General features: G+C 60.1%; 12 protein-coding genes. 9 read left to right on the forward strand and 3 right to left on the reverse strand.

The genetic code is table 11. The features are described from left to right. Positions 1–154 precede the first annotated feature (154 nt). The 4 genes from BM019_RS16605 (at position 155) to BM019_RS16620 (ending at position 5,803) form a co-directional block, all read left to right on the forward strand. Positions 155–3,067 carry an aminotransferase gene (locus BM019_RS16605; RefSeq protein ID WP_092418939.1) on the forward strand — a complete coding sequence of 971 codons (2,913 nt, stop codon included), beginning with the start codon at positions 155–157 and terminating at the stop codon, positions 3,065–3,067. A 308-nt stretch (positions 3,068–3,375) separates the two neighbouring features. After that, positions 3,376–4,254, forward strand: a complete 879-nt coding sequence (gene aguB / locus BM019_RS16610; protein WP_009041727.1) for an N-carbamoylputrescine amidase — start codon at positions 3,376–3,378, stop codon at positions 4,252–4,254. A 4-nt stretch (positions 4,255–4,258) separates the two neighbouring features. Beyond that, the gene (gene aguA / locus BM019_RS16615) at positions 4,259–5,365 is read left to right on the forward strand and encodes an agmatine deiminase (RefSeq protein ID WP_009041728.1); all 1,107 of its coding nucleotides are present in this window, start codon (positions 4,259–4,261) and stop codon (positions 5,363–5,365) included. Positions 5,366–5,611: 246 nt separating this feature from the next. Then, positions 5,612–5,803, forward strand: coding sequence for a hypothetical protein (locus BM019_RS16620; RefSeq protein ID WP_009041729.1), 192 nt, complete (start codon positions 5,612–5,614; stop codon positions 5,801–5,803). A 1,131-nt stretch (positions 5,804–6,934) separates the two neighbouring features. Here BM019_RS16620 and BM019_RS16625 read toward each other — a convergent pair. Beyond that, a complete protein-coding gene (locus BM019_RS16625) occupies positions 6,935–9,028 on the reverse strand; it encodes a TonB-dependent receptor (protein WP_092418940.1) in 2,094 nt (697 codons plus the stop codon). Here BM019_RS16625 and BM019_RS30560 point away from each other — a divergent pair. The 4 genes from BM019_RS30560 to BM019_RS16640 all read left to right on the forward strand — a co-directional run bounded on the left by BM019_RS30560 (position 9,027) and on the right by BM019_RS16640 (position 11,942). Next, positions 9,027–9,239: a hypothetical protein gene (locus tag BM019_RS30560; protein WP_124298076.1), complete on the forward strand. Its 213-nt coding sequence runs from the start codon at positions 9,027–9,029 to the stop codon at positions 9,237–9,239. The genes BM019_RS16625 and BM019_RS30560 overlap by 2 nt on opposite strands. Positions 9,240–9,282: 43 nt before the next feature. Then, positions 9,283–9,978, forward strand: coding sequence for a DsbA family protein (locus BM019_RS16630; RefSeq protein WP_092418941.1), 696 nt, complete (start codon positions 9,283–9,285; stop codon positions 9,976–9,978). A gap of 27 nt (positions 9,979–10,005) precedes the next feature. Beyond that, positions 10,006–10,401 carry a nuclear transport factor 2 family protein gene (locus BM019_RS16635; RefSeq protein WP_092418942.1) on the forward strand — a complete coding sequence of 132 codons (396 nt, stop codon included), beginning with the start codon at positions 10,006–10,008 and terminating at the stop codon, positions 10,399–10,401. 236 nt (positions 10,402–10,637) lie between these two features. Continuing rightward, positions 10,638–11,942, forward strand: coding sequence for an OprD family porin (locus BM019_RS16640; RefSeq protein WP_053277025.1), 1,305 nt, complete (start codon positions 10,638–10,640; stop codon positions 11,940–11,942). A 196-nt stretch (positions 11,943–12,138) separates the two neighbouring features. On the opposite strand, the gene BM019_RS16645 is transcribed toward BM019_RS16640, so the two are convergent. Continuing rightward, positions 12,139–12,402 (reverse strand): DUF3077 domain-containing protein, encoded by a 264-nt coding sequence (locus BM019_RS16645; RefSeq protein ID WP_092418943.1) that lies wholly within the window; start codon positions 12,400–12,402, stop codon positions 12,139–12,141. Between the two features lie 634 nt (positions 12,403–13,036). On the opposite strand from BM019_RS16645, the gene BM019_RS16650 reads away from it, so the two are divergent. After that, complete coding sequence (locus BM019_RS16650; RefSeq protein WP_092418944.1) at positions 13,037–14,950, forward strand: ATP-binding protein; 1,914 nt, start codon at positions 13,037–13,039, stop codon at positions 14,948–14,950. Between the two features lie 103 nt (positions 14,951–15,053). Here BM019_RS16650 and BM019_RS16655 read toward each other — a convergent pair whose 3' ends face one another. Continuing rightward, positions 15,054–15,437 carry a c-type cytochrome gene (locus BM019_RS16655; RefSeq protein ID WP_092418945.1) on the reverse strand — a complete coding sequence of 128 codons (384 nt, stop codon included), beginning with the start codon at positions 15,435–15,437 and terminating at the stop codon, positions 15,054–15,056. Positions 15,438–15,585 lie beyond the last annotated feature (148 nt).

A 15,585-nucleotide genomic window follows, 5' to 3' on the forward strand; every position in this document is an offset into this window, starting at 1 on the left:
CTGCAAGGGCCGCCGATGTCTGGCCCGGGTATTGGCATCCTGTTTAGCTTCCCGGCGGCGGTGCAGCCCTTGTCGTCTGCCCGGGCCAGGGGGTTGCGTAACGCCTGGCGCAGTGGCGATATACGCATCTGACAATAATTCCAGGGGTCGTTCCATGTTGCTCGCCACGTTGATTCACCGCGCCAGTCTGCCCGGTCCGCAAGTCACCCCGCAGCAGGCGCTGGACCTGCTCGAAGTGCACTACGGCCTTGGCGGCACGCTGCAATCGTTGGGCAGCCAGCAGGATCTCAACTACCGGCTCGACAGTCCCCGGGGGCGTTTTGTCCTGAAGATCTGCCGTGGCGACTACGCCGCCCTGGAACTGCAGGCGCAACATGCGGCGCTCAAGCACCTGGGCAGCCACCCCGAACTGCACGTACCCCGGGTGATCCCGGCGAAGAACGGCGCCGACCTGCTGTCCCTGGAGGTCGCTGGCCAGGCGCTGCATGTGCGCCTGCTCGACTACATCGAAGGCCAGCCGCTGACCCACCTCAAGCACCTGGGCCCCGAGCTGGCGGCCGGCTTCGGCCGGTTGTGCGGGCAGATGGACCTGGCCCTGGCGGACTTCCAGCACCCGGGCCTGGAACGCACCCTGCAATGGGACGCGCGCCACGCCCATAGCCTGATCAATCACCTGTTACCGGTGATCGCCGACGAACAGCAACGCAGCCTGATCGCCGAAGTGGCCGAGCAGGCCGAGCGCCGTGTGCAGCGCCTGGCCGAGCAGTTGCCGGTGCAGGCGATCCACCTGGACATCACCGACGACAACGTGGTCTGGCAGCGTGACGCCCAGCGCCACTGGCAGGTACAGGGGGTGATCGATTTCGGCGACCTGATTCGCACCTGGCGCATCACTGACCTGTCGGTGACCTGCGCGGCGCTGCTGCACCATGCCGAGGGCGATCCGTTCTGCATCCTGCCGGCGGTCCGTGCCTATCACGCGGTCAATCCACTGCAGCAGGCCGAGCTGCTGGCGCTGTGGCCGCTGATCGTGGCCCGCGCCGCGGTGCTGGTGCTCAGTGGCGAACAGCAGGTGAGCATCGACCCGGGCAACCAGTACAGCCGCGACAACCTGAGCCACGAATGGGAGATCTTCCGCGTCGCCACCTCGGTGCCGTTCGAGTTGATGGAAGCGGCGATCCTCGCGGCGGTCGGCCAGTCTCTGCCGGCCATCGCCAGCGAAGGTTTCGCCCCCTTGCTGCCGGGCCTGGTGGGGCGCGAGTTCGCCCTGATCGACCTGGGCGTGCTCAGCCCGCATTTCGAGGCCGGCAACTGGGAGCAGCCGGAGATCGATACCCAGCTGTTGCAGCAGGCCGCGGCGGCCCATGGATTGGCGGCCAGTCGTTATGGGCAGTACCGCCTGTCCCGGACCTGCCCGGACAGTGCGGTCGAGCCGGACACTTTCCCATTGCATGTGCAGTTGCAAGTACCGTCGGGCACGGCGGTCGAAGCGCCTTTTGCCGGGGTGCTGCACCGCGCCACCGACGGTGTGTTGCGCCTCGATGGCCCGCAATTGAGTGTGCGGCTGTGGGGCGTCACGCCCTCGGTGCATGCCGGCGCGGCGCTGGTCAAAGGCCAGGTCCTGGGGGCGGTGGATGGCGGGCTCAAGGTCCAGCTGTGCCGTGGCGCGCAGCTCGATCCTCCGCTGTTCTGCACGCCCTCGCGGGCCGCGGCATGGCAGGCGCTGTGCCCGTCGCCGGCGGCGCTGCTGGGCCTGGCCTGCGACGCCGAGCCGGAGCTCGACCCGCAAGCCTTGCTGGCGCGCCGCGATGCCAGTTTCGCCCGTTCGCAGAAGCACTATTACGTCGACCCGCCACGCATCGAGCGCGGCTGGCGCAACCACCTGATCGACATGCAGGGCCGTTCCTACCTGGACATGCTCAACAATGTCGCGGTGCTCGGCCACGGCCATCCACGGATGGCCGCCGAGGCCGCGCGCCAATGGTCGCTGCTCAACACCAACTCGCGTTTCCACTACGCGGCGATTGCCGAGTTCTCCGAGCGCTTGCTGGAGCTGGCGCCGGACTCCATGGACCGGGTGTTCCTGGTCAACAGCGGCAGCGAGGCCAACGACCTGGCGATCCGCCTGGCCTGGGCCTACAGCGGCGGGCGCGACCTGCTCAGCGTGCTGGAGGCCTACCACGGCTGGACGGTGGGCGCGGATGCGGTGTCCACCTCGATCGCCGACAACCCCCAGGCCCTGAGCAGCCGCCCGGACTGGGTGCATCCGGTGACCGCGCCCAATACCTATCGCGGCGAGTTCCGCGGCCAGGACAGCACCGCGGATTATGTGCGCAGCGTCGAACACAACCTGGCCAAACTGGCGGAGCAGAATCGCCAATTGGCCGGTTTCATCTGCGAGCCGGTGTATGGCAACGCTGGCGGCATCGCCCTGCCGCCGGGTTACCTGAAGCAGGTCTATGCGCTGGTCCGTGCCCAGGGCGGCGTGTGCATCGCCGATGAGGTGCAGGTCGGTTACGGGCGCATGGGCAAGTTTTTCTGGGGCTTCGAAGAGCAGGGCGTGGTGCCGGACATCATCACCATGGCCAAAGGCATGGGCAACGGCCAGCCGCTGGGGGCGGTGATCACCCGCCGGGAGATCGCCGAAGCGCTGGAGGCCGAAGGTTATTTCTTCTCCTCGGCCGGCGGCAGCCCGGTGAGTTGCCGGATCGGCATGGCGGTGCTGGACGTGATGCAGGAAGAAAAACTCTGGGAAAACGCCCAGGTGGTCGGTGGCCACTTCAAGCAGCGCCTCGAAGCCCTGATCGAGCGTTATCCGCTGGTGGGCGCGGTGCATGGCTCGGGGTTCTACCTGGGCCTGGAGCTGATCCGCGATCGCCAGACCCTGGAGCCGGCCACGCAGGAGACCGCCCTGCTGTGCGATCGCCTGCGCGAGCTGGGGATCTTCATGCAACCCACCGGCGATGACCTGAACATCCTCAAGATCAAGCCGCCGATGGTCACCACGCGCCAGAGCGTCGACTTCTTTGTCGACATGTTGGCCAAGGTGCTGGAGGAGGGGCTGTAGCCCCCCGAATGCTGCGCATTCGGATCGCGAGCAAGCTCGCTCCTACAGAGAAAGGCATGCCCCTGTAGGAGCGAGCTTGCTCGCGATAGCGTCCGCACTGCCCCCCCTAAACCCCTATAAATATCGATAATAATCGATGTTTATAGGGGTTTATTTTTGGTTAATTTATTTTTACGCTTTTAAAGTCGATTTTTATCGTATATAAACTGCCTCGGCCCAGGCCATGATCAAACCGCCTCGGCCTTGCCCTTTTTCTGTCATCGACCGATGCCACCCTCGGTCCTTTGCTGCTGCCCAGGAGATGATCCATGAGCCGTATCGTTACCGTCGCCGCAACCCAGATGGCCTGTTCCTGGGACCTCGAGGCCAATATCGAGACCGCGGAAAAGCTGGTCCGCGAGGCCGCCGCCAAAGGCGCGCAGATCATCCTGATCCAGGAACTGTTCGAGGCCCCGTACTTCTGCCAGAAGCCGAACCCGGACTACCTGCAACTGGCGACTCCGGTGGAAAGCAATGCGGCCATCGCGCACTTCCAGAAAGTCGCCAAGGAGCTGCAGGTGGTGCTGCCGATCAGCTTCTATGAACTGGCCGGGCGGGCGCGTTTCAACAGCATCGCGATCATCGACGCCGACGGCAGCAACCTCGGGATTTATCGTAAAAGCCACATCCCGGACGGCCCCGGTTATCACGAAAAGTACTACTTCAATCCGGGCGACACCGGCTTCAAGGTGTGGAACACCCGCTACGCGAAAATCGGCGTGGGCATCTGCTGGGACCAGTGGTTCCCCGAGTGCGCCCGCAGCATGGCGCTGCAAGGCGCGGAGATTCTGTTTTACCCGACCGCCATCGGCAGCGAGCCGCACGACAAGAGCATCTCGTCCCGCGACCACTGGCAGCGCGTGCAACAAGGCCACGCCGGTGCCAACCTGATGCCGCTGATCGCCAGCAACCGCATCGGCAACGAAGAGCAGGACGGCTACGACATCACCTTCTACGGCTCGTCGTTCATCGCCAACCAGTTCGGCGAGAAGGTTGAAGAACTGAACGAGACTGAAGAAGGTATTCTTGTCCACAGTTTCGACCTCGACGAGCTGGAACACATTCGCAGCGCCTGGGGTTCGTTCCGCGACCGTCGGCCGAACCTGTACAGCGCGATCAAAACCCTCGACGGTTCCCTGGAGTCCTGAACCCATGACCACTTTGCACAGCACCCCTCGCGCCGACGGCTTCTACATGCCAGCCGAGTGGGCGACGCAGACCCAGACCTGGATGATCTGGCCCGAGCGCCCGGACAACTGGCGCCTGGGCGGCAAGCCGGCGCAGGCCGCGCACGTAGCGGTGGCCAAGGCCATCGCCCGCTTCGAACCGGTGACCGTGGCGGTCTCCGCGGGCCAGTATGAAAACGCCCGGGCGCGCCTGGACGTGCCGAATATCCGCCTGGTGGAGATGTCCAGCGACGACGCCTGGGTCCGCGATACCGGCCCGACCTTCGTCATCAACGACCAGGGCGAAGTCCGTGGCGTGAACTGGGATTTCAACGCCTGGGGCGGTTTCGACGGCGGCCTGTATGCGCCGTGGAACCGTGACTCGCAGGTGGGCGGCAAGATCCTCGAGATCGAGCGCAGCCCGCGTTACCGCACCGAGGGCTTCGTGCTCGAAGGCGGCTCGATTCACGTCGACGGCGAAGGCACGGTGATCACCACCGAGGAATGCCTGCTCAACCGCAATCGCAACCCGCACATGAACCGTGCCGAGATCGAAGCGGTGCTCAGCGCCAACCTGGCTGTGGATAAAGTCATCTGGCTGCCGGATGGCCTGTACAACGACGAAACCGACGGCCATGTGGATAACTTCTGCTGTTACGTGCGCCCGGGCGAAGTATTGCTGGCCTGGACCGACGACCCGCAGGACCCGAACTACCCGCGCTGCCAGGCGGCGCTGAAAGTGCTGCAAGACAGCACCGACGCCAAGGGGCGCCCGTTCACGGTGCACAAGATGCCGATTCCCGGACCGCTGTACGCCACCGAAGAAGAGTGCGCGGGCGTCGACCCGGTGGATGGCACCCAGGAGCGTAATCCGTCGGTGCGCCTGGCCGGTTCCTATGTGAACTTCCTGATCGTCAACGGCGGCATCATCGCCCCGAGTTTCGACGACCCCCTGGATGCCCAGGCCAAGGAAATCCTGCAGAACCTGTTCCCGCAACACGAGGTGGTGATGGTGCCGGGTCGCGAGTTGTTACTGGGGGGCGGAAATATCCATTGCCTTACCCAACAGCAACCGGCGCCGCACAAGGTTTGAGTGTTGTTGTAACAGCCCGTGACGCCTGAATGACGGGCGGTTAGATGGATCCAATCCGGCGTCGCCCGGCAAGCCCGCAGCCCTGATGGACTGCGGGTTTTTTTGGATCCGGAAGCTGGCAATTGTGGAGTCTTGGCATAGCTCTTGTATCTCTCGCGAGGTCAATCCGAGGCCGGTGGAACTGCGATGTTCTGTCATAAACCTTGGATAAGTTAGCCGCTCACAAACCGGGAGAGAGCGCTGGAAATGAATAGGGTCAGCGAGCGGACTTCCGCAATAAATAGCGAGTCGCTTCAGGTTCTGGCGCAATGGTTGAAGTGCAATGGAACGCGACAGGTCCGGGAAACCGACCCGCGCCGGATGATCCTCGATCGTTACCCTGCTGGTTTGTTCAGCGAGGCGGAACTCGAAGCGTTGTGGGATGTGCTGGAAGGATAGGCAAACAACGGATTGGTAAAAGCGCTGCCCGGATGGCAGCGCTTTTTTTTGCGCGAATGTAGCCGCTGCCGAAGGCTGCGATCGGCCGCGCAGCGGACGTCTGCCACCGCGGTCCGTCAGGTCGATGGTGTGCTCAGGTTTTGCGCCGGCTGCGCCGTCGATCGCAGGCTGCGCCAGCGGCTACAGGGAGCGCGCAGGGTGCAAGGTCGAGGTTTTTGTAGCCGCTGCCGAAGGCTGCGATCGGCCGCGCAGCGGACGCGAATCTGCCACCGCGGTCCGTCAGCAGGAAGGGTGTAGCCGGGTTTTGCGCCGGCTGCGCCGTCGATCGCAGGCTGCGCCATCGGCTACAGGGAGCGCGCAGGGCTCAAGGTCGAGGGTTTTTGTAGCCGCTGCCGAAGGCTGCGATCGGCCGCGTAGCGGACGTGGATCTGCCACCGCGGTCCGTCATCTGGAAGGGTATACCCGGGTTTTGCGCCGGCTGTGCCGTCGATTGCAGGCTGCGCCAGCGGCTACAGGGAGTGAGCAGGGCACAAGGTCGAGGGTTTTTGTAGCCGCTGCCGAAGGCTGCGATCGGCCGCGCAGCGGACGCGAATCTGCACCGCGATCCGTCAGCAGGAAGGGTGTAGCCGGGTTTTGCGCCGGCTGCGCCGTCGATCGCAGGCTGCGCCAGCGGCTACAGGGAGCGCGCAGGGCTCAAGGCCGAGGGTTTTTGTAGCCGCTGCCGAAGGCTGTGATCGGCCGCGCAGCGGACGTGGATCTGCCACCGCGGTCCGTCAGGTCGATGGTGTGCTCAGGTTTTGCGCCGGCTGCGCCGTCGATCGTAGGCTGCGCCAGCGGCTACAGGGAGTGAGCAGGGCACAAGGCCGAGGGTTTTTGTAGCCGCTGCCGCAGGCTGCGATCGGCCGCGCAGCGGACGCGAATCTGCCACCGCGGTCCGTCAGCAGGAAGGGTGTACCCGGGGTTTGCGCCGGCTGCGCCGTCGATCGCAGGCTGCGCCAGCGGCTACAGGGAGTGAGCAGGGTGCAAGGTCGAGGTTTTTGTAGCCGCTGCCGAAGGCTGCGATCGGCCGCGCAGCGGACGCAAGGCCGGCCACCGCGCTCAGGCGATGGCGGCCGTATCCATGGCTGCTTTTTAGAAGCTGTAGGTACCGGTTACCACCAGGCTGCGTGGATCGCCGAACTGGATCTGCCCGGCGCTGGTGGCCGAGGAGTAATACGTGCGATCGCTGATGTTGTTCAGCGCGGCCCGCAGGTCCCAGTCCTTCTGCCGGAAGCCGGCCAGGGCGTCCCAGCGGCCGTAGCCCGGAAGCATCACGGTGTTGGCGTTGTCGGCATAACGATCGCCCACCAGGGTCAGGCCGGTCTCGGCGTACCAGCCCATTTCCGGCTTCCAGGTCACGAACAGGCTGCCATTGCGCTTGGCCACGTTGTTCACCCGGTTGCCTTCGTCACCGTTATTGCTCTTGACCACCGTCGCGTCCTGCAACCCGATGCCGCCACGCACGGACCAATTGCCGACGATCTTGCCGGCCGCGGTCAGTTCCACGCCGCGGGAGCGCTGCAGGCCGGTCAGCAGGATCACGTTCGGGTCTTCCACGCTGCGGCTGCGACGGTTGTAGAGCTCCAGCTCATAGACCGCGAGCGTGGTGCTGAAGCGGTCGCCGAGCCAGTCGCTCTTGACCCCGACTTCCTTCTGCCGGGTGCGCTCGGGGCTCAGGTCGTTGCTGTTGCCGTTGGCATTCGGGGTAATGCCGATCAGGCCGCCGCCGACGGGGGAGAAGCTCTTGCTCCAGGAGGCGTAGAAGGAGTGGTTCTCCAGCGGGGTCCAGACCACGCCCAGGCGCGGGCTGGTGCTGTGGCTGTCGCGGTCGTCCTTGATATCCAGCAGTTTGTTGTGGGTCTCGACGTTGAAGTTGTCGTAGCGCAGGCCCGCGAGCACTTGCCACTGATTGTTCAGGCGCAACTGGTCCTGGACATACACGGCGCGGCTTTCCACCTCGCTGTGGTTGTAGCTGGACGCCACCATTTTCCCGGTATGCCGCATGTTTTTATCCGGGTTGAACGGGTCCAGGGACGGCACGGCCTGGCCTCCGGCACTGACCGCCGCTGCGGTATAGAGCTTCGGATCGCGTCGCTGGCTGCCCAGTTCGACACCCGTCAGCACCCGGTGCTCGAGGCCAAAGGTATCGAAGGTGCCTTCGACTTCGAGGTTGTTGTAAAGGTTGCGGGTGTTCAGGTCCTGCTGCCAGCGCTGGCGGTTCACCCGTTTGGTGCGGCTGTCGTAGCCGGTCTGGTAGGTGTTGTCGAAATCGCTGTTGAGCTTGAACAGGCTCAGGGTATGGCGCAGTTGCCAGTTGTCGTTCAGCTCGTAGCTGAGCTTGGAGCGCAGCGACTGGGACTTGTCGTCGATGTAGTCGCGCTGGTCGCCGTAGGTGGTGTCGCGACTCACGTCCGCCGGGCGCCCGTCGATCCCCGGGATGCCGCGGTCCGGCGTGCGGTTGTAGCGGCTGTATTCGTACTGCACCAGCCAGTTCAGGTCCGGCGTCAGTTGCCAGCTCATGGACGGCGCGAACAGCTGGCGACTGCCGCTGACGCCATCGCGGAAGCTGTTGTTGTCCTGGTTGCCCATGTTCAGGCGCAGGCTGATGTTCTCGCTGGGGTCGGCGCTGAGGTCGGCATACAGGCTGCGCAGGTCTTCGCTGCCGCCTTTGACTTCGACGCTGGAGTGGCGGCCGAACTGCGGCAGCTTGCTCACCCGGTTGACGATCCCGCCCTGGCTACCACGGCCATAAAGCACCGCCGCCGGGCCCTTGAGCACCTCGATGCGCTCGATGTTGTGCAGGTCGCGCACGTACTGGCTGTCGTCACGGACGCCGTCGAGGTAGAAGTCGTTGCTGGCGTCGAAGCCGCGAATGCGCAGGCTGTCGAAGCGGGTGTCGGCGCCGCTGCTGACGTTGGGAATGCCGCTCAAGGCCGTGCCCAGATCGTTGATGCCGTAGTCCAGCACGTTGCTGGTCTTCACCGAGTCGATGGCTTGCGGCACGTAGCGCACCGGCGTGGCGGTGCGGGTCGCGGTGCTGACTTCCTTGACCCGTGGGTCGTCGGCATCGACTTCCGCGCTGATGGCGGTAGCCGGCAGGGTGGTCGGGGCGGCGCAGGTGAAACCGGCCGTCAGCGAGGCGCAAAAGCCAAGGGTCAGGGGAGTCAGGCGGAAGGGGGCAGGCATGGAAAAACGCATCCAGATGGGGAAAGAAACTATCGGCGCGAATGGTAATGCTTGCTATTTACTTTCGTTAATTATTCTTGAAAAGTTCCCCGGACGGATTGTTTCAATTTGTGTCTTGATTGAAATGCAGTGGATACACGGCCGATTCGACCGATTCCCGAAACAGACTAAAAGCCATTCCAGCGTTTTTCGCCGTGGGCCACAGGCATAGTCTGCCGCCATCGAATTTATCGGCCTTTGTCCCGGAGCCTTGCATGTCGGCAGCGACCCTTCATTACATCTACGATCCTTTGTGCGGTTGGTGCTACGGCGCCAAACCGCTGGTGCAGGCGGCCCAGGCCGTGCTGCCGGTGGTGGCCCATGGCGGCGGCATGATGACCGGGCGCAACTGCCAGCAGGTTTCGCCGCAACTGCGCGACTACGTCATGCCCCATGACCGGCGCATTGCCGAATACACCGGGCAGCCGTTCGGCGAGGCTTACTTCGAAGGTCTGCTGCGCGACTATTCGGCGCTGTTCGATTCGGCCCCGCCGATTGCCGCGGTACTGGCGGCGCAGGCGCTCGCCGGGCGCGGCCTGGAGTTGCTCGGGCGCTTGCAGACGGCCCACTACGTCGAAGGGCGCCGCATCGCCGATGTCGATGTTCTGTTGGAACTCGCCGAAGGCCTGGGCTTTGAGCGCGGCGAGTTCGAGGAAGCCTTCGAGTACGCCGCGGCGAACAGCCTGAACGAGCACATCAAGGCCAGCCGTGCCTTGTTGGCCCGGGTCGGTGGCCAGGGTTTTCCGACCCTGATGCTGGAGCAGGACGGTCAGTTCAGGCTGCTCGATATCAGCCCCTGGCTGGGCAAGCCGCAGGCGTTCGCCACCTGGTTGAGCGAAGCCTGCGGTTCGCCCGAGGTCGAGCTTTCACCTAGCCTGCAAGCCTGTGGCCTGAACGGTTGCGCTCTTTGAACCCCCACTTAATTTGCGGAGTCGCCCATGGATAACCTGGCACTGATCAAAAGCACCTACGAAGGCGCCAACTCCCAGGAGAACGCGAAAAACACCGCCGCCGCCCTGGCTCCTGATGCGCGCTGGACCGAAGCGGCAGGTTTTCCCTATGCCGGCACCTACGTCGGTTTCGATGCCGTGCTGGAGAATGTCTTCAAGCGCCTGGCCACCGAGTGGGAAGGGTTTGCCTTCACCGTCGAGAACTATGTGGCCCAGGGCGACAAGGTGTTCGCCTACGGCAACTACAGCGGCGTCTATAAAGCCACGGGCAAACCGCTGAATGCCCGCGTGGCCCATTTATGGACGTTGAAGGATGGCAAGGTCACGCACTTCGAACAGTTCGTCGACAGCCATATCGTGCAACTGGCCATCAAGGATCGTTAAGTTCTTAGACGATTTTTGCCTATTTTCAGACGATTCTTGAAATTGACACACTGTTCGGGGCGCGGATAGGATTCGCGCCAACGCCTGTGGCCAACGGCCATGACCTTCCAATAATAAAAGGCCCACCGCGATTCTTCGTGGGTGGGTCTTTTTGTTCTGGCCTGAAAAAAGAGCGCTTAAGCGCCGTTTCCAAGGAGCACCACAGCGCGTCATCAACCCGTAATAAGGAAAATAAAATGTTGAACAAGCGGATCGGTCTGATCGCACTGGGGATTCTGAGCAGTACTCAAGTTATGGCTAACGACCAGGCTGAGTCCAAGGGGTTTGTCGAAGACAGCAGCCTGAAAATCCTGCTGCGCAACGCCTACATCAATCGTGACAAGAAAAACGGTAACGACGACCAGCGCGAGTGGGGTCAAGCGGCCATCGGTACCTTCTCGTCGGGCTTCACTCAAGGCACCGTGGGCGTGGGCGTCGATGCCTTCGGCCTGTACGGCCTGCGCCTGGATAAAGGCAGCCACAGCGGCGGCCAGGGCATCGACTTCTTCAAGCCAAGCGAAGGCGGCAACAAGAGCCCGGCAGGCGACCTGGCCAAGGCCGGCGCCGCGGTCAAATTCCGCCTGTCCAACACCGTCCTGACCTACGGTGACCAGATGCCGGCCCTGCCGGTGCTGAGCTACGACAATGGTCGTCTGCTGCCGGAAAGCTACACCGGTACCCTGATCACCTCCAAAGAGATCAAGGGCCTGGAGCTGAACGCCGGTCGTTTCACCGCCGAATCGCGTAAAAGCGCCGAAGGCCGTGACAGCGGTGGCCTGAAGTCGATCAACGTATTGGGCGGCAGCTACCAGTTCACCGAACAGTTCAAGGGCTCGCTGTACGCTTCCGACGTCGAAGACGTGCTGAAGAAGCAGTACGTGAACCTGAACTACGTGTTCCCGCTGGCCACCGACCAGTCCCTGACTTTCGACTTCAACGGCTACCGTACCAAGCTGGACAAGTCCTACGCAGAAGACGTCAACGCGGGCGGCCAGGACAACAAGATCTGGAGCCTGGCAGCCACTTACGCCACCGGCCCGCACTCGTTCACCCTGGCGCACCAGCGCAGCACCGGCGACAGCAACCTGGGCTACGCCTACGGCGGCTATCAGCGTGGTCAGAACCGCGTGGGCGATGGCGGCAACACCATCTACCTGGCCAACTCCTACTGGTCCGACTTCAACGCTGAAGACGAACGCAGCTGGCAGCTGGGCTACGGTCTGGACTTCGGCGCCTTCGGCGTACCGGGCCTGACCTACAACCTGGCCTATGTACGTGGTGACAACATCACCTCCACCAACAGCGATGGCCAGACCACCACTGGCGGCACCGAGCGCGAAATCTTCAACCAGTTCAAGTACGTGGTCCAGAGCGGCCCGGCCAAGGACCTGAGCGTCAAGGTGCGTAGCTCGATCCTGCGCGTATCGCAGAAATCCAGTGGCTACAACGACAGCGGTAACGAACTGCGTGTGTTCGTCGACTACCCGATCAACGTGTTCTGATAAACACCTGATCGCGGCCTGATACTGGGCCGGCCATAGAAAAAGCCCCGACTGGTTCGGGGCTTTTTTGTAGGTGTTGCCCCGTCCAGCACCGCGGCTCCCTGTAGCCGCTGCCGCCGGGCTGCGATCGGGCGCGAAGCGCCCGAGCTCCAAAGGGCTGCGTAACTCCCGTAGCCCTTATCACCACACGCCGCTGTTACTCCAGCACCTTCACTACATCATCGATCAGTGCCTTGCTCATCGCCTGCAAGTAATACGACGCCCAGGCATGTCGGTCGGTACTGCGCTCCATGGCCGCGTCTTCGGCCAACTTCTTGGCGATATGCAGCAGGTCCGAGGCGTGGGACAGGGCTTCGCGGATCGGGATACCGCTGCTGACGTGGAACAGAGGTTCGCCTGCGTGGAAAGGGCAGGGGGTGAGGCCGGGGGTTTTTAGGTCCTGTGGATTGTTTGCGTACATGGTCTGGCTCCTTGACTTGGGAAGCTGCCACGAACCTTCTCACGGGTTGGGGTGGCAGCCGTACGCAGGGTGAGAAACCGGCAATCAAGGCAACCGGTAGACCCGAAGGTCTCCTACGCACGGCCGCCATAAAGCACTATCGCGGGCACAAAAAAGCGCCTGCAACAGTATGGGGGCGCCTTGCGCCTTGATTGGTTCGGGTTCTCACGCCCGGTCGTTGAATTGGCAACGACGGAGGGGAGGTTAGCGTGGGGCCTTGTGCACTGCAATGGTGGAAGACTTCGACTGATAGATAAAAAGCAGAATCTATGTAAGAAATCATATCGATGGACCGATCTTTAAGTCTTCATCGACGTTAATGTTGATGGTTCGCGTCTACAGCATTGCTACCTTTCTATACCGACATATCTGCCATCGCCTACTGAGAAGTAGTACAAACGTGCTATCGCTCTTGTTTTCCGGACTTCTTTATCTGAACGGTGTTTGTTGTCAGAAGTAGGGCTGGCAGATTTCGCTTTCTCAATGTATTAGTAGCGTGTCGAGGGCAATGGATCGGGCGCTTGATGTCTTAGGTTTAGAGATCAGTAGCAGAAAGGCGGTACCCTTTCATAAAATCAGAAATGGAATGTGAATTATGAGTGCGATAGCAGTGCTTGATCGAGCCCGAACAGCGATTGAGTTAGGGGAGAGTCATTTTCGGGAATTTAAAAGCGCCTTGGAGGGGCCGCCAGGAGACAAAAAGAAACGATCAGTAAAGGATATTGCGACAAATATTTCACAAACTTTAGTCGCTTTTGCAAATGCCGATGGAGGTGAGTTACTGGTTGGTGTGGAAGATAACGGGGAAATATCCGGGCTTCCTGACTTTACCGACAGAGAATATGAGGTTCTTGAAACCGCGCCGACGAATCGTATCCATTCTGATACACCACTTCCAGGAGTTAGAAAGTATAGACTGACTATTGAAGGCAAAAGTATTCTCTATTTTTCTGTTCCTAAAAGTGTTCAGTGTGTTCATATAACAACAGATGGCAGGTGCTTGCAGCGCAGAGATTTAGAATCTGTGCCTGTCGCGGTTGAAACAATTCAGTTTGATAGGCGTGAGGTTAAATCTAGAGAGTATGATAGAAGCTTTATAGATGGTGTCTCTGCTGATGACTTGAACATCGAGTTGGTAAAGACGGTAGCAGACCAAGTGCTTAAGGGGATGTCTGCTGAAAAATGCCTTCAATATTTAGAGCTTGGTGAGTATGGTCTTTCACAGCTTAGGTTACGGCGTGCAGCCCTCTTGTTATTCGCTAAGGAGCCCCATAAGTGGCATCCTAGGTTACAGATAAGGATTTTAAAAGTTGACGGCAATGATGTTAAGACAGGTGAGGAATATAATGTTATTTCTGATCAGGTAATACAAGGGAATATTTTAACTCTAATAGATAGTGCATGGGAGGCAATGCGTCCATTTTTAATTCAGACAAAAATTGATAGTCATGCAAGGTTTGAACAGCGCTCAATATACCCCGAGTTGGCTTGCAGGGAGGCACTCCTAAACTCAATTGCACATAGAGACTATTCCGACGAAGGAAGAGGTATTGAGGTATATATATTTGATGACCATCTAGAGGTTCGGAATCCTGGCGCTCTCCTTAGCTCTATGCGCTTGGAGGATATAGTTAGTCAGAAAGGGGTCCACCAATCTCGAAATAGCTATGTGGCACGGGTTCTTCGCGAACTGGGCTATATGCGAGAGCTTGGGGAGGGGATGAGGCGGATTTATGATCTAATGAATAAAAATGAGTTGGCTCCTCCTGCACTAATTAGCCGGCCAGATGGGTTCAGTATTACGTTGACTAATAGGGCGATGTACTCGCATCTAGATCTGCTTTGGCTTAGTCAGTTTGATCATTTAGCGTTAGATCGTGAGATGAAGTCGGTAATTCTTCTTGGGCAAGAAGGACGTATTTTTTCTGCATTGCAAATTTGGGAGGCTGTTGGGATTGTTGATACCGAGGATTATAGAAAGCTAGTGGAGTCTCTGTTTAAAATTGGTGTTCTACAAAACGAAATTGAGAGAGATACTGCTCGACGAATTGCCCAAAAGAAGAAAATACCATTTCGAAGTTTTCCACGTTATAAAATATCTATACCAGGGAAGGTTTCAGAAGGGAGTCAAAGTGAAGACTCCTCTTTGTCAGATGAAAAATCAAAGGCTGCGCTGGAGTCTAGTAATTTTCAATCTGAGATGTTGGTGTCAAAAGGGCATGCTGAAGTGGAGGAGGGGCGGGCTGAGATAAAAGAAGTCAGTGGTGGGAAGTTATTCATTGCCAATTTGCCATTGAAAGCGATTGATAATGATCTTTATGACTTATTTTCAGTGTTTGGGACAATTGTAGAACTCAAGGTTCCTCGTAGATACAATAAGACGAAGGGCTACGGGTTTATTGAATTTGAGTTGCCTTCTTCCGCAAAAGCTGCGTTGGATCAGCATGGGGAATTAGTTTATTTGGATCGTAAGCTGGTTATTCGGCCATCGACTGCAAAGTCTTTGTAGCTCCTGATTTGTTTAGGCCTTGGGGGGGATCATCCCTCCCTTTTTTACGGGGTCTGCTCTTATGGCCTACGCTGATTGGCGATAGTCATAGTTCATTCTACTGCTACTTGTATCCTTGCAGATAAGCCAGCAGATTATCGATCTTCTCCTGATCGCTCAGCCCCCAGAAAATCATCCGCGTACCGGGCACCACGGCCTTTGGATCTTCCAGATAAGCCACCAGCTTGTCGCGGGTCCAGACGATGCCGGAGGACTTCATCGCGTCGGAGTAGTGATAGTCCGCCACGCTCCCCGCAGCGCGCCCGAAAATGCCATTGAGCTGCGGCCCGAAAGAGCTGCGCACCGAAGGCCCGATATTGTGGCAGCCGCCGCAGATGCGCTTGAACAGCTTGCCACCGGCTTCGGCATCGCCCACTGCTTCTGCCTGGGCGTGGAGCGACGGCAGGCTGAGCATCAGGGCCAAGGTCAGGGCAAAGGTGTTTTTCATGTACGGCTCCGGATCGGGTGTGGCGGGTGGCAAAAGCGGGGGGCTATTTGAGCATGGCGGGCGGCCTTTCGGGAAAAGGGGGGTTACGAGTCCGAGGAAAGATTGGTTGCTGAAGCCATTTCGCCCGGTGTTTTGAGAAATGCCTTAA

The organism is Pseudomonas sp. NFPP07, from assembly GCF_900115645.1.
GTDB classification, from domain to species: Bacteria; Pseudomonadota; Gammaproteobacteria; order Pseudomonadales; family Pseudomonadaceae; genus Aquipseudomonas; species Aquipseudomonas chlororaphis.

Coding starts and splice junctions, on each gene's coding strand:
- aguB (WP_009041727.1), top strand. CDS start 3,376: ATGAGCCGTATCGTTACCGTCGCCGCAACCCAGATGGCCTGTTCCTGG.
- BM019_RS16640 (WP_053277025.1), top strand. CDS start 10,638: ATGTTGAACAAGCGGATCGGTCTGATCGCACTGGGGATTCTGAGCAGT.
- BM019_RS16625 (WP_092418940.1), bottom strand. CDS start 9,028: ATGCCTGCCCCCTTCCGCCTGACTCCCCTGACCCTTGGCTTTTGCGCC.
- BM019_RS16645 (WP_092418943.1), bottom strand. CDS start 12,402: ATGTACGCAAACAATCCACAGGACCTAAAAACCCCCGGCCTCACCCCC.
- BM019_RS16630 (WP_092418941.1), top strand. CDS start 9,283: ATGTCGGCAGCGACCCTTCATTACATCTACGATCCTTTGTGCGGTTGG.
- aguA (WP_009041728.1), top strand. CDS start 4,259: ATGACCACTTTGCACAGCACCCCTCGCGCCGACGGCTTCTACATGCCA.
- BM019_RS16620 (WP_009041729.1), top strand. CDS start 5,612: ATGAATAGGGTCAGCGAGCGGACTTCCGCAATAAATAGCGAGTCGCTT.
- BM019_RS16635 (WP_092418942.1), top strand. CDS start 10,006: ATGGATAACCTGGCACTGATCAAAAGCACCTACGAAGGCGCCAACTCC.
- BM019_RS30560 (WP_124298076.1), top strand. CDS start 9,027: ATGGAAAAACGCATCCAGATGGGGAAAGAAACTATCGGCGCGAATGGT.
- BM019_RS16650 (WP_092418944.1), top strand. CDS start 13,037: ATGAGTGCGATAGCAGTGCTTGATCGAGCCCGAACAGCGATTGAGTTA.
- BM019_RS16655 (WP_092418945.1), bottom strand. CDS start 15,437: ATGAAAAACACCTTTGCCCTGACCTTGGCCCTGATGCTCAGCCTGCCG.
- BM019_RS16605 (WP_092418939.1), top strand. CDS start 155: ATGTTGCTCGCCACGTTGATTCACCGCGCCAGTCTGCCCGGTCCGCAA.